24 protein-coding genes are annotated in these 23,093 nt (G+C 63.3%); 19 read left to right on the top strand and 5 right to left on the bottom strand.

Annotated features, from left to right (window positions below):
* The first annotated feature begins 52 nt into the window (after nucleotides 1-52).
* The 3 genes from leuC (at nucleotide 53) to NKJ01_RS14125 (ending at nucleotide 4,147) form a co-directional block, all read left to right on the top strand.
* Entirely contained in the window at nucleotides 53-1,462 is a 1,410-nt protein-coding gene (leuC, locus tag NKJ01_RS14135; protein WP_352728733.1) for a 3-isopropylmalate dehydratase large subunit, read from the top strand.
* Nucleotides 1,463-1,622: 160 nt separating this feature from the next.
* Entirely contained in the window at nucleotides 1,623-2,819 is a 1,197-nt protein-coding gene (locus NKJ01_RS14130) for a GGDEF domain-containing protein (RefSeq protein ID WP_352728731.1), read from the top strand.
* A gap of 110 nt (nucleotides 2,820-2,929) precedes the next feature.
* Nucleotides 2,930-4,147: a GGDEF domain-containing protein gene (locus NKJ01_RS14125; RefSeq protein WP_352728729.1), complete on the top strand. Its 1,218-nt coding sequence runs from the start codon at nucleotides 2,930-2,932 to the stop codon at nucleotides 4,145-4,147.
* A 60-nt stretch (nucleotides 4,148-4,207) separates the two neighbouring features.
* Here the strand turns inward: NKJ01_RS14125 and NKJ01_RS14120 are convergent, their stop codons facing one another.
* A complete protein-coding gene (locus NKJ01_RS14120) occupies nucleotides 4,208-4,570 on the bottom strand; it encodes a hypothetical protein (RefSeq protein WP_023760958.1) in 363 nt (120 codons plus the stop codon).
* A gap of 262 nt (nucleotides 4,571-4,832) precedes the next feature.
* Between NKJ01_RS14120 and NKJ01_RS14115 the strand changes: the two genes are divergently transcribed.
* From NKJ01_RS14115 to NKJ01_RS14085, 7 genes are all read left to right on the top strand, one after another.
* The gene (locus NKJ01_RS14115) at nucleotides 4,833-5,249 is read left to right on the top strand and encodes a hypothetical protein (RefSeq protein ID WP_352728727.1); all 417 of its coding nucleotides are present in this window, start codon (nucleotides 4,833-4,835) and stop codon (nucleotides 5,247-5,249) included.
* Nucleotides 5,250-5,504: 255 nt separating this feature from the next.
* Nucleotides 5,505-5,924 (top strand): succinate dehydrogenase, cytochrome b556 subunit, encoded by a 420-nt coding sequence (sdhC, locus tag NKJ01_RS14110; RefSeq protein WP_352486155.1) that lies wholly within the window; start codon nucleotides 5,505-5,507, stop codon nucleotides 5,922-5,924.
* A 2-nt stretch (nucleotides 5,925-5,926) separates the two neighbouring features.
* Nucleotides 5,927-6,322, top strand: coding sequence for a succinate dehydrogenase, hydrophobic membrane anchor protein (sdhD, locus tag NKJ01_RS14105; protein WP_352728725.1), 396 nt, complete (start codon nucleotides 5,927-5,929; stop codon nucleotides 6,320-6,322).
* Nucleotide 6,323: 1 nt separating this feature from the next.
* The gene (gene sdhA, locus NKJ01_RS14100) at nucleotides 6,324-8,159 is read left to right on the top strand and encodes a succinate dehydrogenase flavoprotein subunit (RefSeq protein ID WP_352728723.1); all 1,836 of its coding nucleotides are present in this window, start codon (nucleotides 6,324-6,326) and stop codon (nucleotides 8,157-8,159) included.
* Nucleotides 8,160-8,161: 2 nt separating this feature from the next.
* Nucleotides 8,162-8,599 carry a DUF3052 family protein gene (locus NKJ01_RS14095; protein WP_352728721.1) on the top strand — a complete coding sequence of 146 codons (438 nt, stop codon included), beginning with the start codon at nucleotides 8,162-8,164 and terminating at the stop codon, nucleotides 8,597-8,599.
* Entirely contained in the window at nucleotides 8,599-9,378 is a 780-nt protein-coding gene (locus NKJ01_RS14090; RefSeq protein WP_023760952.1) for a succinate dehydrogenase iron-sulfur subunit, read from the top strand. The genes NKJ01_RS14095 and NKJ01_RS14090 overlap by 1 nt, the downstream gene beginning before the upstream one ends.
* A gap of 33 nt (nucleotides 9,379-9,411) precedes the next feature.
* On the top strand, nucleotides 9,412-10,041 hold the full coding sequence (locus NKJ01_RS14085; RefSeq protein WP_352728719.1) for a YceH family protein: 630 nt from the start codon (nucleotides 9,412-9,414) through the stop codon (nucleotides 10,039-10,041).
* 52 nt (nucleotides 10,042-10,093) lie between these two features.
* On the opposite strand, the gene NKJ01_RS14080 is transcribed toward NKJ01_RS14085, so the two are convergent.
* Nucleotides 10,094-10,519: an OsmC family protein gene (locus NKJ01_RS14080; RefSeq protein ID WP_352728717.1), complete on the bottom strand. Its 426-nt coding sequence runs from the start codon at nucleotides 10,517-10,519 to the stop codon at nucleotides 10,094-10,096.
* Nucleotides 10,520-10,746: 227 nt separating this feature from the next.
* On the opposite strand from NKJ01_RS14080, the gene NKJ01_RS14075 reads away from it, so the two are divergent.
* From NKJ01_RS14075 to NKJ01_RS14065, 3 genes are all read left to right on the top strand, one after another.
* A complete protein-coding gene (locus tag NKJ01_RS14075; RefSeq protein ID WP_352728715.1) occupies nucleotides 10,747-10,980 on the top strand; it encodes a hypothetical protein in 234 nt (77 codons plus the stop codon).
* Nucleotides 10,977-11,333: a YciI family protein gene (locus tag NKJ01_RS14070; protein WP_352728713.1), complete on the top strand. Its 357-nt coding sequence runs from the start codon at nucleotides 10,977-10,979 to the stop codon at nucleotides 11,331-11,333. Before NKJ01_RS14075 ends, NKJ01_RS14070 begins: the two co-directional genes overlap by 4 nt.
* 150 nt (nucleotides 11,334-11,483) lie before the next feature.
* Entirely contained in the window at nucleotides 11,484-12,011 is a 528-nt protein-coding gene (locus NKJ01_RS14065; RefSeq protein WP_023760947.1) for a hypothetical protein, read from the top strand.
* A 10-nt stretch (nucleotides 12,012-12,021) separates the two neighbouring features.
* On the opposite strand, the gene NKJ01_RS14060 is transcribed toward NKJ01_RS14065, so the two are convergent.
* Nucleotides 12,022-13,281 (bottom strand): ubiquinone biosynthesis hydroxylase, encoded by a 1,260-nt coding sequence (locus NKJ01_RS14060; RefSeq protein WP_352728711.1) that lies wholly within the window; start codon nucleotides 13,279-13,281, stop codon nucleotides 12,022-12,024.
* A 99-nt stretch (nucleotides 13,282-13,380) separates the two neighbouring features.
* On the opposite strand from NKJ01_RS14060, the gene tesB reads away from it, so the two are divergent.
* The 6 genes from tesB (at nucleotide 13,381) to NKJ01_RS14030 (ending at nucleotide 21,156) form a co-directional block, all read left to right on the top strand.
* Complete coding sequence (tesB, locus tag NKJ01_RS14055; RefSeq protein WP_352728709.1) at nucleotides 13,381-14,256, top strand: acyl-CoA thioesterase II; 876 nt, start codon at nucleotides 13,381-13,383, stop codon at nucleotides 14,254-14,256.
* A 217-nt stretch (nucleotides 14,257-14,473) separates the two neighbouring features.
* The gene (locus NKJ01_RS14050; protein WP_023760944.1) at nucleotides 14,474-14,812 is read left to right on the top strand and encodes a P-II family nitrogen regulator; all 339 of its coding nucleotides are present in this window, start codon (nucleotides 14,474-14,476) and stop codon (nucleotides 14,810-14,812) included.
* 31 nt (nucleotides 14,813-14,843) lie between these two features.
* Nucleotides 14,844-16,196 (top strand): ammonium transporter, encoded by a 1,353-nt coding sequence (locus NKJ01_RS14045; RefSeq protein ID WP_023760943.1) that lies wholly within the window; start codon nucleotides 14,844-14,846, stop codon nucleotides 16,194-16,196.
* Between the two features lie 497 nt (nucleotides 16,197-16,693).
* Complete coding sequence (locus tag NKJ01_RS14040; protein WP_352728706.1) at nucleotides 16,694-19,348, top strand: DNA translocase FtsK; 2,655 nt, start codon at nucleotides 16,694-16,696, stop codon at nucleotides 19,346-19,348.
* Nucleotides 19,349-19,498: 150 nt separating this feature from the next.
* A complete protein-coding gene (locus NKJ01_RS14035) occupies nucleotides 19,499-20,182 on the top strand; it encodes an outer-membrane lipoprotein carrier protein LolA (RefSeq protein WP_352728849.1) in 684 nt (227 codons plus the stop codon).
* Between the two features lie 167 nt (nucleotides 20,183-20,349).
* The gene (locus NKJ01_RS14030; protein WP_352728704.1) at nucleotides 20,350-21,156 is read left to right on the top strand and encodes an exodeoxyribonuclease III; all 807 of its coding nucleotides are present in this window, start codon (nucleotides 20,350-20,352) and stop codon (nucleotides 21,154-21,156) included.
* A 137-nt stretch (nucleotides 21,157-21,293) separates the two neighbouring features.
* On the opposite strand, the gene NKJ01_RS14025 is transcribed toward NKJ01_RS14030, so the two are convergent.
* Together NKJ01_RS14025 and NKJ01_RS14020 are read right to left on the bottom strand one after the other, a co-directional pair.
* Nucleotides 21,294-22,385, bottom strand: coding sequence for a glycosyltransferase family 9 protein (locus NKJ01_RS14025; protein ID WP_352728702.1), 1,092 nt, complete (start codon nucleotides 22,383-22,385; stop codon nucleotides 21,294-21,296).
* A 146-nt stretch (nucleotides 22,386-22,531) separates the two neighbouring features.
* A complete protein-coding gene (locus tag NKJ01_RS14020) occupies nucleotides 22,532-22,987 on the bottom strand; it encodes a cyclic nucleotide-binding domain-containing protein (RefSeq protein ID WP_352728700.1) in 456 nt (151 codons plus the stop codon).
* Nucleotides 22,988-23,093: the final 106 nt, after the last annotated feature.

The raw sequence follows: 23,093 nt of genomic DNA, 5'->3' as shown, positions 1-23,093 counted from the left end.
CGGAAGTCAGGCGTCTGCTCTTTCCCATTCTCATATCGACGGATTTACGCACATGAGCGCACCGCGCACCCTCTACGACAAGATTTTCGACGACCATGTCGTCGACCGCCAGGATGACGGCACCTGCCTGCTCTACATCGACCGCCACCTCGTCCATGAGGTGACCAGCCCGCAGGCCTTCGAGGGCTTGCGCATGACCGGCAGAAAAGTCCGGCATCCGGAAAAGACCCTGGCCGTGGTCGATCACAACGTCTCGACCTCGCCCGAGCGCAAGTTCGGCATCAAGAACGAGGAAAGCCGCATCCAGGTTGAGGCGCTGGCCAAGAACGCCAAGGATTTCGGCGTCGAATACTATTCCGAGAACGATATCCGTCAGGGCATCGTCCATATCATCGGCCCCGAGCAGGGTTTCACCTTGCCCGGCATGACCATCGTCTGCGGCGACAGCCACACCTCGACGCATGGCGCCTTCGGCGCGCTTGCGCACGGCATCGGCACGTCCGAGGTCGAGCATGTGCTGGCGACGCAGACGCTGATCCAGCGCAAGGCCAAGAACATGCTGGTGCGCGTCGACGGCCAGCTGCCGGAAGGCGTCACCGCCAAGGACATCATCTTGGCCATCATCGGCGAGATCGGCACTGCCGGCGGCACCGGCTATGTCATCGAATATGCCGGCGAGGCGATCCGAGCGCTGTCGATGGAAGGCCGCATGACGATCTGCAACATGTCGATCGAAGGCGGTGCGCGCGCCGGCCTGATCGCCGCCGACGAGACCACCTTCGCCTATGTCAAGGACAAGCCGCGCGCCCCGAAGGGCGCGGCCTGGGATGCGGCACTCGAATACTGGAAGACGCTGCGGTCCGACGAGGGCGCGCATTTCGACAAGGTGATCGTGCTCGACGCGGCCAAGCTGCCGCCGATCGTCTCCTGGGGCTCGTCGCCCGAGGATGTCGTGTCGGTGCAAGGCATCGTGCCGAACCCGGAAGACATCACCGATGAAAACAAGCGCACCTCCAAGCAGCGCGCGCTCGACTATATGGGCCTGACGCCGGGCACCAAGATCACCGATATCTCGCTCGACCGCGTTTTCATCGGCTCCTGCACCAATGGCCGTATCGAGGATCTGCGCGCCGTCGCCAAGGTGGTCGAAGGCAAGACGGTCAGCCCGCATGTCGATGCGATGATCGTGCCGGGCTCCGGCCTGGTCAAGGAACAGGCGGAAGCCGAAGGCCTCGACAAGATCTTCATTGCCGCCGGCTTCGACTGGCGCGAGCCGGGCTGCTCGATGTGCCTTGCCATGAATGACGACCGGCTGAAGCCGCACGAGCGCTGCGCCTCGACCTCGAACCGCAATTTCGAGGGCCGGCAAGGCTTCAAGGGCCGCACCCATCTGGTGTCGCCGGCGATGGCGGCGGCGGCGGCGATCGCCGGCCACTTCGTCGACATCCGCGAGTGGAAGTAACTCCGGAGCGCCCGGCTTCGAATACGTTCCAGGCCCCGGACCGCTTTGCGGCTCCGGGGCCTTTTTTATCCGGTCCGTTTACATATTCGCTTTCGCTTAACCGCTTGTTTGCGCTTGCGCTCTAAGTCTTTCCCCACGTAAGCGGGGAAATCACAGTCGTTTGGACACGGGTCTGCTCATAGCGCTGCTCAATCCGACGATAGCGTTGGCGCTCGGCGCTGCGTTCCTCGTGCTATGGTCCTATCAACGCCACCGCCCGTATCTCGCCGTGCTGGCGATCAGCTACAGTCTCTCGGCGGTCGGCTTCCTGCTGCAGTATTTCACCTTGCCGATCGGCATGCCGCTGACCAAGCTGGCGTCGAACATCTGCTTCACCATAGCCGGCTGCTGCCTGTCCAGCGCCGTCGTCCACCGCCATGGCCGCAAGGTGCCCTATGTAGGGATCGGCGTGCTGGCGGGCGGCGGCCTGGCGTCGTTGTGCTGGTTCCTGTTCGTCGCGCCGGATCTCACCTGGCGTATCCTGGCGATGAATTTCGCTTTCGGTGGGATCAGCCTTCTGGTCGCCGCCGAACTGCGCCCGGTGCGCCGCAACGGCCCGACCGAAAACATCCTGTTCGTGCTGTCGCTGCTGTCGGGCGTCAACTTCTTCGTGCGCACCCTTATCGTCGTCGTCGCGCACGGGCCCTTCACCAGTTATGACGGCTTCTACGGCTCGTCCTACTGGACGACGGCGCTTCTGTCGCACGCTCTGCTTTCGCTGCTCATTGCGCTGTGCCTGTTTTGCGCCGCCGCACTCGACGTGATGAAGGCGCTGAAAACGGAGACGCATACCGATCCGCTGTCGGGCCTGTTCAACCGCCGCGGTTTCGAGGAGCGAGGCATGCTACTCTTGCGGCACTGCGCCACCGCGCGGTTTCCGGTCGCGCTGGTGCTGGCCGACCTCGATCATTTCAAGGCGCTCAACGACGTGCATGGACATGCGGCGGGCGATCGGGTGATCGCTGATTTCGCCGCGAAGCTTCGCTCGGCGGCAGGCGCACGCGGTGTTGCCGGGCGTATCGGCGGCGAGGAATTCGCCGTGCTGCTGCCGCTCAGCGACCTCGCCGCCGCGCGACTGTTCGCCGAGGCGGTGCGGACGCTCTATTCGGCCGGCCATGTCGACGGGCTTCCTGTCGGCACCAAGGTCACCGCCAGCTTCGGCGTGGCAGCCCGAAGCGGTGACGAGGCGCTTGAGCCGCTGATGCGCCGTGCCGACGACGCGCTCTACAAAGCCAAAAAGAATGGCCGCGATAGCGTGCGTCTGTCTTATGAGCGGCCGGAAACGGCGTTCGTCCCGGAGCCGCTCAAGCTGGGCTGATCTCGCACGGCCGGGCCGAAAAAACCGGAACCATTTTTGACGACATGCACTAGCATTAACGTCTTCTTCGCCCGTCGATGCTTAGCTGTCGGCGCGGGTGCGGGAAGATCATGAGCGGCGCCAACTTCATCCTTTTGATCAATTTGTCGGTTGCAGGCCTGCTGGCGGCGTCCTTCATGGCGATTGCCATCCATGATGTCGGCCGCGCTGCGGCGCGCTGGCTGGCTTTTGGCTATCTGCTGGGGATGGCCTATTCGGCGATCGAATTCAGCATTCCCGCCTTCACCGACGCGCGGCTCCCGGTCGTTGCCGCCTTCGCGGTTTTCCTTGGCGCCACAATTGCGTTCAATGGCGGGCTTGCCCGCAAATATGGCGTGGAGCCGCCCTGGCTGCCGATGCTATTGTTCCTGGTCGCCACGACCATGGCCGTGTATTTCGTGCAGGACCTGCCACGCCAGTCGCTGGTCCGCATGATGGCGTACCAGCTTCCCTATGCGGTCATGCAGTTCGTCGGGCTGGCAATCGTCTGGTCATCGAGGCAAGGGCCCGCCCATCTCGATCGCATATTGATGGCCGTTCTGGCAGCGAGCGGCCTGCAGTTTGCCTCAAAGCCGTTCATTGCGCATGCGCTCGGCGGCTGGGGCGCCAATCCGCAAGCCTATCTGCAAAGCAGCTACGCGCTGGTGTCGCAATCGCTCGGCACGGTCTTTGCGTTGGCGCTGGCGCTGCTGATGCTGGCCATCCTGGTTCGCGACGTGCTTGCCGAAGTGACCTCGAAATCGGAGACGGACACGCTTTCGCGCCTTCTCAACCGCGGCGGCTTCACCCGCCATGCGGAGTTGGCGGTGCTTGGCGCGATGCGGCAAGGCGTGCCGGTCGCCCTGGTTATCGCCGACCTCGATCACTTCAAGAGCGTCAACGACAGTTTCGGCCATGCGTCCGGCGACCGGGTGATCGAGACTTTTGCAGGCTTCCTGCGTGAGGCCGCCGCCGGCCATCATGTCGCCGGCCGCATCGGCGGTGAGGAGTTCGCCATCATGCTGCCGGGAACCAATCTTGCCGCCGCCCGGCTGTTTGCCGAGGGCACCCGCAGTGCTTTCAGTGCGCTTCCCATAAACGGACTGCCGGCGGACAATCGCTGCACAGCGAGTTTCGGCGTCGCCGAACTTCATCCGAGCGAAGATTTTACCGATCTGATGCGGCGCGCCGACCAGGCGCTCTATCAGGCGAAGAATGCCGGGCGCGATTGTGTGCGCACCTCGGCCGGGCCAGCCGACAACTGGTCGTCAGCCGGAATGGACGGCAGAGCAATTCCAGGAGAAATGTGAGACGTTTCCCCGAGAAAAGCGCGGAGCGCTTTCCCTTGGAAATTGCGTCCAAACACGAGTCTAGCGGCAGGGGCTGAGTTCCGGCATCTCACCGTCGGAAAGTCCGTACATATAGGAACGGCCCTTCACCAGCACCGGTGGCCGGTAGCAATCGCTGTAGCCTGATAGATCGTCGGCTTCGTTCTCGTAGATCACCTTGGGCTGGCCGGCGCTGGTGTAGTCGGACAGTTGCTTGGCCAGCCTGCCTTCGCCGACGAGGATGCGCTTATAGCCGGCGGCGCTGTCGATGACGAGATTGCCGAAGGAATCGGCGTAGACGCGATCCTGATGCCGCGCACCGGCGACTGCTGGCGCCACGAGGCCGACGACTGAGGCCGCCACTGTGAGCGCCGCAAGGCGCGATCTGCCCGAATTCGAACGCATGGCGTCCTCCATGTCTTGAGGAAAGCCTCCTCGAATCGGAAATTAACGCTTTCTTAACCTTTGTTAAGAGGCTGACGCGTTTCGCGGCGATGTCTCGGTGAACATGGTTAATATCTGTTAATATCCGACTGGATGGAAAACCCGGCGGCCATCATTCGGCCATGCTTGGCCGCACCATCGCGCCGGCGTTCGTCTCTGCGTCGGGATGACCTAAATCTTGGCAAAGCATTCGCGGCTGATTTGCCGCGCGGGAGGACGGCAAATGGCGGTACGCCGAATGGTTTGGGTGTGCGTTTTCCCGTTGCTCGTTACCGTTGCTGCCTGTGTGCCGCAGGATGGCGCGCCGAAGGCGGCCAATTCGCCTGCGCCGGCTCAGCCGTCCATCGCAGCCGCGGCGCCCCCGGCAGCTGCAACCAAGATCACCACCGACCTTACTGCGCCGCGGTCCGGCACAGGCACTGCCACCTACAGATGCGGCAATAACGGCATGATTGCCATCCAGAATCTCGGCACGTCGCTGCGTGTGGTCGGGTCTGATGGCACGGCCGAGGAGTTTGCGGCATCGCCGGCCAGCCAGAGCAGCCGCTACCAGGCGGCCACACATGACGCAATCGTGATCGACGGAAGCGAAGCGCTGGTGATGAAGAAGGGGTCGACGCCGCAGACCTGCAAACGCTAGCGCCAATCTCGATATAACTGGGCCCGGTGACAGACATGTTGCACTGCAGCGATATCGAGCCGGCTTCGGGCCCCAGCGCTAATCGATTGAAGCCGGGAGCCTGTCGTTTAGTCAGACTAAATTACGTTTTCGAAACGGTTTTCTGGCTTTGACGCGGTGCAAAAAGAGCATTAGAAACCGGCTGTCCGAAGTCGCAACCGGAAGCGGCAATGCCGCATTCCCACATGAGGCAGGAGACGCCGAACTGGGGGAGCCATGAGCAAATCACCAGCCACCCGCGAATTTGCCAGACGTGAACGGCCGCTTTCGCCACATCTAAGCGTGTACCGGCCGCCGATCACGATGACGATGTCGATCATCCATCGCATCACTGGCGGCGCGCTGTATTTCGGCACGCTGCTGGTCGCGTTGTGGCTGATGGCTGCGGCAAGCTCGCAGGCGACGTTCGACTGGGTCAACTGGGCTTTCGGCACCTGGCTCGGCCGGTTGATCCTGTTCGGCTACACCTGGGCGCTGATGCACCACATGCTGGGTGGCGTGCGCCATCTGGTCTGGGACACCGGCAACGGTCTGGAGAAGCACACGGCCTCGAAGATCGCCTGGGCGACGCTGGCCGGCTCCATCCTGCTCACGCTGCTGATCTGGATCGCCGGCTATATGGCGCGGGGAGCCTGATCATGAGCGACAACAACTCCGACATGCGCACGCCGCTGGCGAAGGTCCGCGGCCTCGGGTCCGCCCGCGAGGGTACCGGACATTTCTGGCGCCAGCGCCTGACCGCGATCGCCAACATCCCGCTGATGCTGTTCTTCGTCGGTTTCCTGATTGCACTCAACGGCGCCGACTATGAGCATGTGCGGGCAGCCCTTGCCAATCCGTTCGTGGCGCTGGTGATGGCCCTGGTGCTCGTCTCCGGGCTCACCCATATGCGCCTCGGCATGCAGGTGATCATCGAGGATTACGTGCATGGCGAGGGCATGAAGCTGGCGCTGATCGCGCTCAACACATTTTTCCCCATAGCGGTCGGCGTCGCCTCGATCTTCGCCCTGCTCAAGCTGACATTCGGAGGCTGAGTTGGCCAAGGACGCAAAACGGGCCAACAGCGCTGGCTATACTTATGTCGACCACAAGTTCGACGTCGTTGTCGTCGGCGCCGGGGGTGCCGGGCTGCGCGCCACGCTCGGCATGGCCGAACAGGGCCTGCGCACCGCCTGCATCACCAAAGTGTTCCCGACCCGCTCGCACACGGTGGCGGCGCAGGGCGGCATTGCCGCTTCACTTGCGAATATGGGACCCGACAATTGGCAATGGCACCTTTTCGATACCGTCAAGGGATCGGATTGGCTGGGCGACATCGACGCGCAGGAGTACATGGTCCAGCAGGCGCCCGCCGCCGTCTACGAACTCGAACATTACGGCGTGCCGTTCTCGCGCACCGAGGAGGGCAAGATCTATCAGCGGCCGTTCGGCGGCATGATGATGAATTTCGGCGAAGGCCCGCCGGTGCAGCGCACATGCGCCGCCGCCGACCGGACAGGCCACGCCATGCTGCATACGCTTTACGGCCAATCGCTGAAGCACAACGCGCAGTTCTTCATCGAGTATTTCGCGCTCGACCTGATCATGGAGCCGGACGGCACCTGCACCGGTGTCGTCGCCTGGAATCTCGACGACGGCACCATCCACCGCTTTTCGGCCAAGATGGTGGTGCTGGCGACAGGCGGCTATGGCCGCACCTATTTCTCGGCCACCTCGGCGCACACCTGCACCGGCGATGGCGGCGGCATGGCCGCGCGGGCGGGATTCGCCCTTCAGGACATGGAGTTCGTGCAGTTCCACCCGACCGGAATCTACGGCGCCGGCTGCCTGATCACCGAGGGCGCGCGCGGCGAGGGCGGCTATCTCGTCAACTCCGAGGGCGAGCGTTTCATGGAGCGCTACGCGCCATCGGCCAAGGACCTTGCCTCGCGCGATGTCGTCTCGCGCTGCATGACGCTTGAGATCCGCGAAGGCCGCGGCGTCGGCCCGAAGAAGGACCATATCTTCCTGCACCTCGACCACCTCGATCCGGCCGTGCTGCATGAGCGGCTGCCGGGCATTTCGGAATCGGCCAAGATCTTTGCCGGCGTCGACCTGACCAAGGAGCCGATCCCGGTGCTGCCGACGGTGCACTACAATATGGGCGGCGTGCCGACCAACTACTGGGGCGAGGTGCTCAACCCGACGGCACTCAATCCCGACCAGGTGTCGCCGGGGCTGATGGCGGTCGGAGAGGCCGGCTGCGCCTCGGTGCATGGCGCCAACCGGCTCGGTTCGAACTCGCTGATCGACCTGGTGGTGTTCGGCCGCGCGGCGGCGATCCGGGCGGGCCAGGTCATCGACCGCAATTCGGCGATCCCTTCGCCCAATGAGGCCTCGGTCGAAAAGATCATGGACCGCTTCGATCGGCTGCGCCACGCCAGCGGCTCGACGCCGACGGCGGTACTGCGCGAGAAGATGCAGAAGGCGATGCAGGAAGACGCGGCGGTGTTCCGTACCCAGGAATCGCTGGACAGCGGCTGCGAACGCATTTCGCAGATCTGGGGCGAGCTCAGGGATGTCAAGGTGTTCGATCGCTCGATGATCTGGAACTCCGACCTTGTCGAAACGCTGGAACTGGAAAACCTGATGGCCAACGCCATCACCACGGTCTACGGCGCCGCGGCGCGCAAGGAGAGCCGTGGCGCGCATGCGCGGGAGGATTTTTCAGCCCGAGATGATGCCAACTGGCGCAAGCACACGCTGGCCAGGCTCAGCGAAGACGGCAAGGTGACGCTCAGCTATCGGCCAGTGCACACCGAACTGCTGCTCAAGGAACAAGATGGGGGTATCAACCCGGTCAAGATCGCACCGAAGGCCAGGGTGTATTGACGATGGCGCTGGCGGCCTCGGGATACTCCGGCACGGCCCTTCCGGCCAAGCTCGGCCTGAAGGACGGCATGACCGCCGCCTTCATCGCGCTCCCCGATGATCTCAGCGATCTCACTGAGGCCGTTGACTTCGCTCAAGTCGATCGGCTGGCCGATTGGTCTGATATTTCGGGAACGATCCTGAAATACGACGCCGTCCATGCCTTCGCCCGGCAGTGTGCCGAAATTGAGGATCGCCTCGGCGATGTCGAGGCAGCGATCAAGCGCGACGGCATGGTCTGGGTCTCCTGGCCGAAGAAGGCTTCGAAAGTGGCCACCGACGTCACCGAGGGTGTTGTTCGCGCCGCGGCGCTGAAGCGCGATCTGGTCGACGTGAAGGTGGCCGCCGTCAATGAAATCTGGTCCGGGCTGAAGCTCGTCATCCGAAAGGACCTGAGGTAATGGTCGAACTGACACTCCCCAAGAACTCGCAGATCAAGGCGGGAAAAACCTGGCCGAAGCCGGAAGGCGCAACCAATCTGCGCGAGTACCGCATTTACCGCTGGTCACCGGACGATGACGAGAACCCGCGCATCGACACCTATTTCGTCGACATGGACGATTGCGGGCCGATGGTGCTCGACGCGCTGCTCTGGATCAAGAACAAGATCGATCCGACGCTGACCTTGCGCCGCTCCTGCCGCGAGGGCATTTGCGGCTCCTGCGCCATGAACATCGACGGCTCCAACACGCTCGCCTGCACCAAGGGATGCGACGACATTTCCGGCGCCGTCAAGGTCTATCCGCTGCCGCATATGCAGGTGGTCAAGGATTTGGTGCCGGACCTTACCAATTTCTACGCCCAGCATGCCTCGATCCAGCCATGGCTGAAGACGGTGTCGCCTGAGCCGGCCAAGGAATGGCTGCAGAGCCATGAGGACCGCGAGAAGCTCGACGGGCTATACGAGTGCATCCTGTGCGCCTGCTGCTCGACCTCGTGCCCGAGCTATTGGTGGAACGGCGATCGCTATCTCGGTCCGGCAACGCTTTTGCAGGCCTATCGCTGGCTGATCGATAGCCGCGACGAGGCCAAGGGCGAGCGGCTCGACGATCTCGAGGATCCGTTCCGGCTCTATCGCTGCCACACCATCATGAACTGCGCGCAAACGTGCCCCAAGGGCCTCAACCCGGCCAAGGCGATCGCCGAGATCAAGAAGATGATGGTTGAGAGAAGGGTCTAGGCGGCAGGTTGGTTGCCGGTGCGAGCAAATCCAATGAGCGATGATCTTCCAATTCTTTCCCCCGTCGAGGCGCGCATCCTCGGCTGCCTGATCGAGAAGAAGGAGCTGACGCCGGATGTCTATCCGCTGACGCTCAATGCAGCACTGGCCGCCGCCAACCAGAAGACGGCGCGCGAGCCGGTGATGGCGCTGGAACAGGTCGAGGTGCACCGGGGGCTGAAGCTGCTCGAACAAAAGGGGCTGGTGCGGCAGATGTTCGGTTCGCGCGTCGAGCGCTACGAGCACCAGATGGCGCAGCGCTTCTCGCTGACCAGGCCCCAGACCGCTTTGATCGGCCTGCTGTTGCTGCGCGGGCCGCAGACGGCACATGAACTGCTGGCGCGGAGCGAGCGTATGGCGCGATTCTCATCGATCGAGGATCTGCGCGCCGAGCTCGATATGCTGATCGGCCGCCGACCGCCACTCATCCAGGAAATCCCGCGCGGACCAGGCCAACGCGAGGACCGCTACGTGCATCTCCTCAGCGGCCCGGTGGACGTTGCAGCCCTTTCGGCGCAGCGGAATGCATCGGCTCTGCCGGCTTCCGACCTGGAGGCGCGGTTGGAGGCGCTGGAGCAGGAAGTCGCCGCACTTCGCGCCCGGCTAGACGCGCTGGGCGCATAACCCCGGCGCGCCTGTGCGTTCGCGCCGGGTCATCACGCTGGATCCAGCGTGCTCAGCCGAGCCGAGCGTCAAGCGATACATTTATGGCGCCGAGCGCTTTCGAGACCGGACATCCGGCCTTGGCCTTTTCGGCCAGCTCCCCAAATTTCGCGGCATCGATGCCCGGCACCTTTCCGACCACCGTGAGGGCGCTGCCGGTGATCCCCGTGCCGGGAACCAGCGTCACCACCGCCGTGGCGTCGAGTTCGGTGGCGGGCGTGCCGTTCTCGGCCAGGAAATGAGAGAACTGCATGGCAAAGCAGCCGGCGTGCGCCGCCGCGATCAGCTCTTCCGGATTGGTGCCGGATTTGCCGCTTTCGTCCTCGAAGCGTGCCTTGAACGAATAGGGCGTGCCCTTCAGGGTTCCGCTCTGGGTGTCGAGCGTGCCCGTGCCCCCCTTCAGATCGCCTTTCCAGACGGCGTTTGCGGTGCGGTCCATGAATTCCTCCTTGGTTGTCGTGGCTGGGGTCGTGGCTGGTTGCCTGGGTGAGCCAAGCGTCCCGTCAACTATAGCGCGCGCCGACGCGAAGGCCACCGCGCTCTTTGAATCGCTATGCGGTGGTGACCGATTCTTTTTCGAAAAAGTGCGTGTGCAAAAATGTCGGCTTTGATCTCCCGCGCCCGTCCTGCGGGCGGCCATGAGGTTGTGGCCGGATGGAGGTTCGCATGGACAATCTGTTTTTCGCACTGTGGAAAGGCGCAGGCCACAAGGCCGGGCGACGAGAAGACTTCTGGCTGCATCCGCCGGCGTCCGGCTTTGGCCGGCTTCTGGCGGCGGTTGCCATCATCGGCATCGCGGCGTGCTTTCTCGATCATGCGGCGGTCAGGGGCAACGCTGACACGCTCGTCACCGCGTCCTATGGTTCGACTGGTTCGACGCAGCAAGGGAGCTGGAAATGAAATATGTCTGTCTGGTCTATGGTGAGGAAAAGGACCTCCATGCCATGACGCCGGAGCGTCTGGCCAAGCTCGATGCCGATTCGATGGCTCATGACCGTTCGTTGGATCAGCGTGGGATACTGACAATCGCCCAGGCGCTGCAATCGGTGAAGACGTCGAAAACCCTTCGCAGGCGCAAGGGCAAGAGCCTGGTCACCGACGGCCCGTTCGCCGAAACCAAGGAGCAATTGCTCGGCTTCGTCATGATCGAGGCCGACAATCTTGACCAGGCGCTGGAGATCGCCGCCGAGATTCCACTGGCCGAAATCGGCACTATCGAGGTGCGCGCGATCTACGATGTGCCGGGATCGTAGGGGCGATTCCTTCGTCGCCCGTCGTCTGGAGGGGTGGTTTCGTCGGAAGCGCCTGACGGGGGGACCGAGTTCTTCGCCCGGCGCAACTCTTGCATGTTGAAGCACCGCAAGAGTTCTCCTATCGTTGACGGGATTTTGGGGGGTGTCGGCATGCCGTTCTTAATTGCTGTCCTTGGCGTGCTGGGCGCGGCGGCGTTCTGGTGGTACCGGATGAAGGCCATGAACGAGGCTGCGCGTGACGTTGCCGATGTCATCGGCCGGGTCCAGGGTTCGGTGCGCCGCAAGAAGCTGCGCAAGCAGGCGGCCCTGTCGCCACTGACCGCGATTGACGATCCGGTGGTGGCCGCCGCGACGCTGATCACCGCCATCGTCTCCGAGGAAGGGCCGGTCCTGCCGCGACGCGAGGCTGTCATTCGCTTGGTGATCTCCGAGATCGCCGACAAGAAGAAGACGGACGAAGCGGTGATCTACGCCAAATGGGCGGCAGCACAGATCGACGACACCACTGTTGTCATCGACAAGCTGGCGCCGTTCCTGCGCGAACGCCTCGATGTCGCCGAGCGCAACGACCTGCTGCAGATGGTCAACCGCGCCGCCCAAGGCGGCGAGAAACGCCTCGAGATATCCGACCAGCGCATACTGCGGCTGCGGCAGAAGCTGGGTTTCGAAGTCAATTGAGCGACAGCGTTCAGATCGCCTCGCCCTTCAACAATCGAGGCGTGCTAGCGGACAGTCCCGACGCCTGGCGGATGAAGAACTCCTTCAGGCGCGGCATGCGTTCGACCAAGCCGAGGCCGATGTCGCGGACGGCGCGCAGCGGGCCGATGTCGTTGGAAAACAGCCGGTTCAGCACATCCGTCGTGATGCCCATCTGCACCGTGTCGAAGCGGCGCCATTGCTGGTAGCGTTCGAGCACGTCGAGCGCGCCGATATCCTGGCCGATCCGGTCGGCCTCGACGATCACCTCGGCAAGTGCGGCGACATCCTTGAAGCCGAGATTGAGGCCCTGTCCGGCGATCGGATGGATGCCGTGGGCGGCGTCGCCGGCGAGCGCGATGCGCGGAGCGACGAAGGCGCGGGCGATGGTGAGGCCGAGCGGCCAGGCGCGCGGCTTGTCGGCAACGCGGATTTCGCCGAGCTTCAGACTAAAGCGCTGTTCGAGTTCATGCTCGAAGACGAGGTCGTCGCCGGCCACCAGCTTCTCGGCATCCTGCGTGCGCTCGACCCAGACGATCGACGAGCGATTGGTGCCGTCCTCGCTGGGCTTGAGCGGCAACGTCGCGAAAGGGCCGGCCGGCAGGAAATGTTCTTCGGCGCGGCCATTGTGCGGGCGTTCATGCGCGACCGTGCAGACGATGCCGGACTGGCCATATTCCCACTTCACCGTCTTGATGCCGGCCATGTCGCGCAGCTTGGAGTTGACGCCGTCGGCGGCGACCAGCAGCCGCGCCTTCAGTGTCGCACCGTCGGCGAGATGCACGGTGATGCCACCGCCGTTGGTCTCGAAACCCTGCACCGCCACGCCTTCGATGATGTCGATGCCGAGTTTCTCGGCGCGGGCCCGCAAGGCGCCGTTCAGCACTTTGTTGGCGACCATTTGTGCGAACGGCTCGCCCGGCGCCACTTCGCCGTCGAAGGTCAGGAAGACCGGACGCACCGGATCGGAAGTGCGCGAATCGGTGATGATCATCTCGGTGATCGCCTGGGCCTGCGGCGCCATTTCGGCCCACACGCCGAGCTGGTCGAGCATCCGGCAGGCGGCGGCGGCAATGGCCGAAGCGCGGCCATCCCTTTGCCAGACACCGGCCGGCGCGGCATCGACGAGAGCGACGGCAAGGCCCGGACGGGCCTGTTTCAGCGATACGGCGCTGGCCAGGCCGACATAACCGGCGCCGGCGACCAGAACATCGAGTCTAGGCTTGGTTTTCGTGTCCACCTTGCGTTGCATCAACTTCGCTCCTTGCGCGCCAGCCGCGTCTTGCGCCCTTGACTGCCTGTCCGTCCTGTCGGAAACCGCCATAACACTTCTGCTGCGAGGGCGCGAAAGATGACGGCAGCCATGGACGAGCTTCTCGGCATTCTCGACCTCGAGAAGCTGGAACACAATCTGTATCGTGGTCGCAGTCCCTTGCTCGACTGGCAGCGCGTCTTCGGCGGCCAGACCATCGCCCAGGCGCTGGTCGCGGCGCAGCGAACCGTCGACCCTGATCGTCACGTGCATTCGCTGCATGGCTATTTCATGCGGCCCGGCGACACCAAGGTGCCGATCGTCTACGAGGTCGACCGCATCCGCGACGGCGGCTCCTTCACCACGCGGCGCGTGGTGGCGATCCAGCACGGCCAGGCGATCTTTTCGCTGGAGGCCTCGTTCCAGCAGGATGAGGTCGGTCTCGAACACCAGGTGCCGATGCCGCGGGACGTTGCCGGACCCGACACGTTGCTGTCGCAGCGCGAGTTGCTGGGCAAGTTCGGCGAGGCGGTGCCCGAAGGCATCAAACGCTATTGGGAGCGCGACCGGCCGATCGAGATGAAGCCGGTGATGCTGAAGCATTACACGAGCCGCGAAAAGCTGGAGCCGAAGCAGAATATCTGGATCCGCACCACCGGTCCGGTTCCGGCGGATCGCGCCATCCAGGCGGCGGTGCTCGCCTATCTCTCCGACATGACGCTGCTCGACACCTCGACCTTTGCGCACGGCCGCGCCATTTTCGACCGCGATATCCAGGCGGCGAGCCTCGACCATGCCATGTGGTTCCACCGCAGCCATGCGCTCGACGATTGGATGCTCTACACGCAGGACAGCCCGTCGACCCAGGGCTCGCGCGGCTTCACGCGCGGGTCGCTGTTTGCCCGCGACGGCACGTTGATTGCCTCGGTTGCGCAAGAAGGGCTGATCCGGCTCAAGCGACCGCCTACAGAGTAGGCATTTTTCGAAAATTGCATAGTTTTTAAGCAGATGCTTTGCCGTTGTTGCGGGCACCTCACGGCTTTGGCCGCCTTCATTCCTTTGTTTACAACGGGTTAACACCCTGCTTCGGCACTTGGCACGGAGCTTGAATCCACGTGGGCACTCTCCGGCTCTTTAGGATCGGTGAAGTCGTGCAAACGCGGGGGACCGCAACAGCAAAGGGTGCAACCTTATGAAAATCGTGATGGCAATCATCAAGCCGTTCAAGCTCGACGAGGTCCGCGAAGCGCTTACCGCCGTCGGCATCCAGGGCCTGACCGTCACCGAAGTCAAAGGCTACGGGCGTCAGAAAGGGCACACGGAAATCTATCGCGGGGCGGAATACGCGGTCAGCTTCCTGCCGAAGATCAAGATCGAAGTCGCGGTCAGTGCCGACATGGTCGACAAGGCCGTCGAAGCCATCACCTCAGCCGCCAAGACCGGCCAGATCGGCGACGGCAAGATCTTCGTTTTCGGCATCGATCAGGCGGTGCGCATCCGCACCGGCGAAACAGACACCGACGCGCTCTGAGCGGCGATCACGTATTCCAATGGAGAGTTCAATGAATATTCCTTCTACCTTGAAGACGACGGGACGGGCCGCCCTTTTGGGTTCGCTCGCTCTCGCAGCATTGGGCACGGTCGCCGCCTTCGCGCAGGAAGCGGCTCCTGCCGCGGCAGCGGCTGCACCGGCTGCCCCAACCCCGGTGCTCGACACCGGCAATACCGCCTGGATGCTGACCTCGACGGCGCTCGTGCTGATGATGACCATCCCGGGTCTGGCGCTGTTTTACGGCGGCATGGTGCGCAAGAAGAACGTGCTCGCCACCATCATGCAGAGCTTTGCCATCACCTGCCTGGTGACGGTGCTGTGGTTCATGTTCGGCTATTCGCTGGCCTTTTCCGACGGCGGCGGCATGAACAGCTATCTCGGCGGCACCTCGAAATTCTTCCATCACGGCATCACCACTGCCTCGCTGTGGCTGCCGGGCGTCGCGAATATTCCTGAATTCGTGTTCTCGATGTTCCAGATGACCTTCGCCATCATCACTCCGGCGCTGATTGCCGGCGCCTTCGCCGAACGCTTCAAGTTCTCGGCGCTGCTGATCTTCATGGCGCTGTGGCTGCTGGTCATCTACGTGCCGATCGCGCATTGGGTCTGGGGTGGCGGCTTCCTCGGCACGGCCGGCGTGCTCGACTTTGCCGGCGGCACGGTCGTCCACATCAACGCCGGTGTCGCGGGTCTCGTCTGCGCGCTGGTTCTCGGCAAGCGTGAAGGCTACGGCGCCACCAACATGGCGCCGCACAACTTGGTCTATTCGGTGATCGGCGCTTCGCTGCTGTGGGTCGGCTGGTTCGGCTTCAACGCCGGTTCGGAACTGGCCGCCGACGGCCTCGCCGGCGCTGCCATGCTCAACACCCAGGTTGCGACCGCAGCCGCGGCACTCGCCTGGATGTTCGCCGAATGGATCGTCGCCAAGAAGCCTTCGGTGCTCGGCATTATCTCCGGCGCCGTCGCCGGCCTGGTCGCGGTGACACCTGCCTCCGGCTTCGTCAACCCGACCGGCGCCTTCATCGTCGGCATCGTTGCGGGCGTCGTCTGCTACCTCTCGGCGGTCAAGGTCAAGCACATGTTCGGCTATGACGACTCGCTTGATGCCTTCGGCGTGCATGGCGTCGGCGGTGTCATCGGCGCTCTGCTCACCGGTGTTCTCGCCGATCCGGCGATCAACAGCCTCGGTGCAGGCGCTTCGCTCGGCAAGCAGATCTACGGCGTCGCCGTCACCATCGTGTGGACGGGGATTGCAACCTTCGTGATCCTCTACATCGTCAAGGCGCTGGTCGGCCTGCGTCCGACGACCCAGGAAGAGGTCGAAGGCCTCGACATCTCCCAGCATGGCGAAGTGGTGCCGTAAGGCCAGCTCCGCCTCACGGGGCCGGTGGAACCTCCTCCCGCCGGCCCCCCAAACCATCCCGTCGTGACACTCTCGAAAGGAGTTCACGCATTGAGGCCCGGATAATTTCCGGGCCTCTTTTTTGCCAGGATGCGGCGATGAGCAAGCCGCACGCCGAATTCTGCGCAAACCTGCAGGCGCTCGGTGGCGCCAACTGACCTGCCGGGCCCCAGCCCGATCTTTTGTTGCCAAAAACGGACAATGGCGGGCACGCAGGCCCGCTATTGTCTCGTTCCGCGGCAGGTCTATCTGCCAGCTCCGTCGTCCATCATGGTGTTTGCCAGCGCCTCAAAGGCACTGCTGCATGCATTCCAAGCGGCTCAACCGGTGGTAACGAGGTTTGATCACCTCAACCCCTTATAGTTAATGCGCCTTTAACCTTCCCACCGATAGTCTGAGACCCGAATCTGCCGGAGTGCGCCACGCACCTGGCGAGTCCATGACAGACGGGGAAGAGCATGCGTTCAGGGGCCTCAGCACCGCTCGCGCTGGCCGATACGGGGCACGGCATCCAAGCCTTCGCGCGGCGTCAGGTCGGGCGGATGGTCGGCGCTGGGCTGTTCGCGCTCACCGCCTTTGGCGTCGCCAGCCTTGCCACCTGGAACGTCGCCGATCCGAGCTTCTCCCACGCGACGAACAACACCGTCACCAACGCCATGGGCTATGCGGGTGCCGTGTTCTCCGATCTGGCCATGCAGTTCTTCGGCCTCGCCGCCGTCGCAGCGCTGGTTCCGACGGTGATCTGGGGGTTCCTGCTGTTTTCCGCGCGCGGCATCGACAGGCTGCCCAAGCGCGGGCTGTCCTGGTTCGGCTTCGCGCTGTTGGCCGCGGCAATGGCCGGTTGTGTGGTGCCGCCCAAGACCTGGCCGCTCCCTACCGGCCTCGGCGGCGTGTTTGGCGACATGGTGCTGAAGATCCCCAGCGTCGTCATCGGCGGCTATCCGACCGGGCTTATCGCCAGCATCATCGCCATCCTGCTGGCCGCACCCGCGCTGTGGCTCTTTGCCCATGGGTCGGCGCTGATCGGACGCAAGAACGGCTTTGCGGTCATGGAGGACGAGCCCGCTACAGATCCGCGCGAGGACGACCTTTTGTTCGACAATGATGAGGACGAAGGCGACGAGGGTATCCTGGCGCTCGGGGCAATTACTCATTGGTGGCTCTCGTTCCGCGCGTGGATGCACCGCCGCGCCGCGCGCCGAAGGCAGGAGCGTGACGAGTACGAGCCGGAGATGGAACAGCGCTCCACCGCCTGGCGGCGCGCCGCCGAACGGGTCGAATCGGCTGAGTTCGCTGAAACGCGGATGAGCCAGGATGGCCGCGCCCGCGTCGAGCCCGAATTCTTCGCCGCCATGGTCAATGACCGTAGCGTCTCGCTCGACCCCGACGATGCCGATATTTTCGAAGCCGACGACGATCTGGATTTCGAGCCGGAACAGGAGCCCGTCAGGCGCGGCACCGCCAAGGTCCAACCGTTCCGCTCCGATGCCGCCACCCGCGTCGAGGCACCGGCACCGCGTCCGGCTCCCGGCGCCCGTGTCCAGCGTGAGGCGCAGACATCGCTGATCGGCTCGGAAAAATTCGAAATGCCATCGCTGCACTTCCTGTCGGAACCGAAGAACGTGGTGCGCGACGCTAGCCTTTCCAAGGACGCGCTGGAGCAGAATGCGCGCCTGCTCGAAGGCGTGCTGGAGGATTTCGGCGTCAAGGGCGAGATCATCGCCGTCCGTCCCGGTCCAGTGGTCACCCTCTATGAACTCGAACCGGCGCCTGGCATCAAATCGTCGCGGGTTATCGGCCTGTCCGACGACATCGCCCGCTCGATGAGCGCCATCGCCTGCCGCGTCGCCGTGGTGCCCGGCCGCAACGCCATCGGCATCGAACTGCCGAACGCCAAGCGCGAGACCGTCTATCTCAGGGAGATTCTAGCCAGCCGTGATTTCGAGACGACGAAAGCCAAGCTGGCGCTGGCGCTGGGCAAGACCATCAATGGCGAAGCGGTCATCGTCGACATCGCCAAGATGCCGCACGTGCTGGTCGCCGGCACCACCGGCTCTGGCAAATCGGTCGCCATCAACACCATGATCCTGTCGCTGCTCTACCGGCTGACGCCGCAGGATTGCCGGCTGATCATGATCGATCCGAAGATGCTGGAACTCTCGGTCTATGACGGCATCCCGCATCTTCTGACGCCGGTCGTCACCGATCCGAAAAAGGCTGTGGTGGCGCTGAAATGGACCGTGCGCGAGATGGAGGACCGCTACCGCAAGATGTCCAAGGTCGGCGTGCGCAACATCGACGGTTTCAATGCCCGCGTCAGCCAGGCGGACAAGAAGGGCGAAAAGATCTCGCGCACCGTGCAGACCGGCTTCGACCGCCAGACCGGCGAGGCGATCTACGAGACCGAGAATCTCGATCTCGAACCGATGCCCTATATCGTCGTCATCATCGACGAGATGGCCGACCTGATGATGGTCGCCGGCAAGGACATCGAGGGTGCCGTGCAGCGCCTGGCGCAGATGGCGCGCGCCGCGGGCATCCATGTCATCATGGCAACGCAGCGTCCGTCGGTCGACGTCATCACCGGCACCATCAAGGCCAATTTCCCGACCCGCATCTCCTTCCAGGTGACGTCGAAGATCGACAGCCGCACCATCCTGGGCGAACAAGGCGCCGAGCAACTGCTCGGCATGGGCGACATGCTCTACATGGCCGGCGGCGGCCGTATCCAGCGCGTGCACGGCCCGTTCGTCGCCGACGAAGAGGTCGAGAAGATCGTCGCGCATCTGAAGCTGCAGGGCGTGCCGGAATATCTCGACGCCATCACCGAGGACGACGGCGAGGACGACGACGAGCTGTCCGGCAAGGGTGGTTCAGGCGGTGGTGGCGGCAACGGCAATTTCGAGGATTCCGACGATCCTTACGATCAGGCGGTTTCCGTTGTGCTGCGCGACGGCAAGGCCTCGACCAGCTATATCCAGCGCCGGCTGGGCATCGGCTACAACCGCGCCGCCTCGATCATCGAGAAGATGGAGAAGGAGGGCATCGTCGGCCCGGCCAACCATGCCGGCAAGCGCGAGATCCTGGTGCCGACCGAAGACGACAAGTTCTGACGAGAAGGCCTGACCCTTGTCACAGCCGGTCCGGCAACCTTGAACGTTTCAAGGCGTTGAAGCGGCTGAGGGACGCCTGACCCGCCAAATTTCGGCCCAACTGGCGGTCCAAGCACAGAACAACTCAGGAATCAGATGAGAGTGACCGACATGAAAAATGATCCTTCAGTGCCCGGCAAAGTTGCTCCCTCACGGCGTCAGTTGCTAGGCCTCGGCCTGGCGATTGCAGGGGCGGCAGCCTTCAACGCGGTGCCCGGCTTCCAGGTGCTGGCCTCGGCGCAGGCGGCCGTGCCGGCCGCGGCACAGAAGATCGCCGACCATTTTTCCTCGGTCAAATCGATGAGCGGAGAATTCGTGCAGTTCGGCCCCAAGGGCGAGCAGACCGGCGGCAAGTTCTTCCTCGAACGGCCGGGCAAGATCCGCTTCAACTATGATGGCTCTTCAAACTTCCGGGTGATTTCAGACGGCAAGTCGGTGGTCATCCTGAACAAGAAGCTCAACACGTCAGATCTCTATCCGCTGTCGAAGACGCCTTTGAAGCTGCTGCTCGACGACAGGATCGACCTCTCCGGCGACCGGGTCAAAAGCGTCAAGCAGGAGGATGACCTCACCACCATCCAGCTCGCCGACAAATCGGTGTTCGGCAATTCGAAGATCACCATGATGTTCGATCCGAAAACCTTCGATTTGCGACAGTGGACGATCACCGACGCGCAGGGCAAGGATACGACGGTGATGATCTTCAACACCAAGGAAGGCGTCAGCTTCGCGCCTGACACTTTTGCCATCGACTACACGGCGAACCGCGAGCTCAACACCAACAGGCCGCGCTAAGCCTGTCGTTATAGCTGTGGAAAGCAGCGGGCCGCGCCTCGTCGGGCGTTGCCCGGCTTGTCTTTGCCGCCCGCGGCTGGCAATTTCCCGGGCTGACTCCGTCAAAAGGCGTCTTCCCCGCCGGGACCCTTCGGTTCTGGCCGGTTACACGCTGTCCTGGATTGCCAATGCCCTTCTCCATCGCCACCTGGAACATCAACTCCGTTCGGCTGCGCATGCCGATCGTCGAACGCCTGCTCGTCGAGCATGCGCCTGACGTGCTCTGCCTGCAGGAAACCAAGGTTCCGGACGAGCTGTTTCCCGAAAAAGCCTTCCGCAAGCTCGGCTACGAGCACATCGCCTTCCATGGCCAGAAGGGGTATCACGGCGTCGCGACGGTGGCGCGGCGGCCGATCGAGGTGGTCGAGAAGCGGCGTTTCTGCGAAATCGAGGACAGCCGGCACCTCTCGGTGACGGTGCGAGCCGGCGGAAAGGCGATCCTGCTGCACAATTTCTACGTTCCGGCCGGTGGCGACGAACCGGATCCCGTCATCAACAGGAAGTTCAAGCACAAACTCGATTTCGTCGCCGAGATGAATGCCATCCGGGCAGAACATGACGAGGTGTCCGGCTCGGTACTGGTCGGCGACCTCAACATAGCGCCGCTCGAACACGACGTCTGGTCGCACAAGCAACTGCTCAACGTCGTCAGCCACACGCCGGTCGAGACGGAAAATTTCGAAGCGATGCGCCTCGCCGGCAACTGGACCGACCTGATGCGGCTCAACGTGCCGCCTGAGCAGAAGCTCTACACTTGGTGGAGCTACCGAGCGCAGGATTGGGAAGCGTCTAACCGTGGCCGGCGGCTCGACCATGTCTGGTCGTCGCCAAATCTGGTGCCCAGCTTTTCCGGCTACGAGATCCTGCGCCTGGCGCGCGGCTGGGAGCGCCCGTCGGACCATGTGCCTGTCATCGCGCGGTTCGATCTGGATTAGGTGTGTCTATATTCAAGTGAGGCCGCCGGACTGCAAATGACGGCCTCCTGTACAACCGGTGCTTTCACTCGGAACCCGCCCTTTTCGACGCGGCCTGATCTGAATCTCAAACACACCCCAAAGCGCGCCAGACGGATTCAAACGACGCGCTTCAAGTCTTTGTCCTTGCGCGTGTCGTTGTCCCGAAATTGCGGCGCTGATACGCCTGCCGCGTGATCCAGCAGGTAGGGGTGGTCGCGGCGGCGCGTCGCCAGCATCCGCTGGGCCGCCTCGATGATTTTCGGCGCCGGGACATTGGCGACCAGGCCGGATGGACTCGCATGCCGAGACTCGATCACGTCCACGCAGTTGGAAAGCGGCCGCCAACGGGCCATGTTGGCGCCGCCACTGACGATGACCATCGGCGTCATCACCGTCGCCATGAGATGTGCCGTGCCGCCTTCGGCGCCAATGTAGAGATCGGCAAACTCTCCGAGCGCCAGCAGAACATCGCTGACATCGACACCCTCGACCGTGCCGGAATCGACAAGTTGCAGCTTCGGCACGCGTTGGGCCAGTTCTGTCACATCAGGGCCGTCCCCCGGGGTTTTCACATAGAGAAGATTTGCCCCGTCGGCGATCAAGCTGTCGGAGATAGCGACAACCTGATCCGCCGTCATGCGTTTGCCGCCGTCGCCATGCGCCGCGACAACGATCAAGGGAGCATGCTTACCCTCCGCCAGGCCCCTAGCCGCCGCCCGCGCGGCCGGGGTGGGCTCCAGCCGATGGTCGAAAGGCAACCGTTTCCCCGCAAGTCGCTCGATGAGGCGGTGGTAACGCCATGCATTGTGCTCGGGTCGTGCTTCCGACCTTTGGCCAGGGCGCCAGGAAAGAGCGAAACCCGGAAAGTTCGCTTCATAGGCGATCCCGCGGCCGAGCAGCGACGCCGAGGCCTGGAGCAGCCAACGCGCCGAGATGCGAAAATCGACAACGGCCAATCTCCCCGGACCCTTGCGGTGGCTGGCGACCAGATGCGCCAGAGGTGTCCGTACATTGATCGCATCGACCAAGTGGCCGGCATGGCGATCGAGGACATGTTCAAGGGACGACGAGCCGGTGGTTCCGTAGACGATAAAACTATCGGGGAACGCGGTTCTGGCGGCGCGCAAAGCCGGAATCCGGATCAATCCGTCGCCGAACGCGTCGTTGCGGGCATACAGGATGATCGTCTCATACCGAGCTGGCAGCATGCCTCGCTCCCCCAGGAGCCTGGTGGTGGCGGTGCCTGTTAGGCCGCCCGCCTTCGAGGGGTTCTGTAGGATTTCACCTGTTGCCTGTCAACGGAACCCTCAGGTCAGGGCGGCGGTACGGTCAGCCCGTATATCTGCGCTCCAACTCACCCGGTGAAGCGTGGCGCCAGCTCTTCGATGCGGCGGATCATCGCCTGGAAATCCTCCAGGATTCGCTGGTGCAACTGCACCGCGACCTCGGGGTATTCCTCCAGGATGCGGCGGAACATCTTGCGGCTGAGCCGGATCACTTCGGAATCGATTTCGGCCGATGCGCTGGTCAGCCGATTGGTGTCGGCGATCAAGGCCAGTTCGCTCAGGATCGTGCCGGGGCCGGCGGTGCCGATCGGGATGCGTTCGCCATCCTGCTCCCGATAGAGGACGATACGCCCGCTGACCACGATATAGGCCGAATCGGCCTCGTCGTCCTCGCGGTAAAGCTTGTGGTTGGCAAGCAGCCTGGTGTTCTCGGCGCCAAAGGCGAGCAGGCGCAATTGTTCCTGCGTGAAGCCCTCGAAGAGCCTCACGGCGGACAGGATGCGGATGTCGTCATCCAGCGCCATCTAGCTGTGTCCCCGAACGGTCAGTCCAATCCCTCCTTCACGAGTCGATCCTTGAATCCCCCTCCGACAGGATCGCACCCGACAGCAGTCCCGCCCAGACCGCTCA

Origin of the sequence: Mesorhizobium sp. M0276, from assembly GCF_040321755.1 — a bacterium.
In the GTDB taxonomy this organism is placed as follows: domain Bacteria; phylum Pseudomonadota; class Alphaproteobacteria; order Rhizobiales; family Rhizobiaceae; genus Mesorhizobium.
This window is presented reverse-complemented; position numbering and strand designations above follow the sequence as displayed.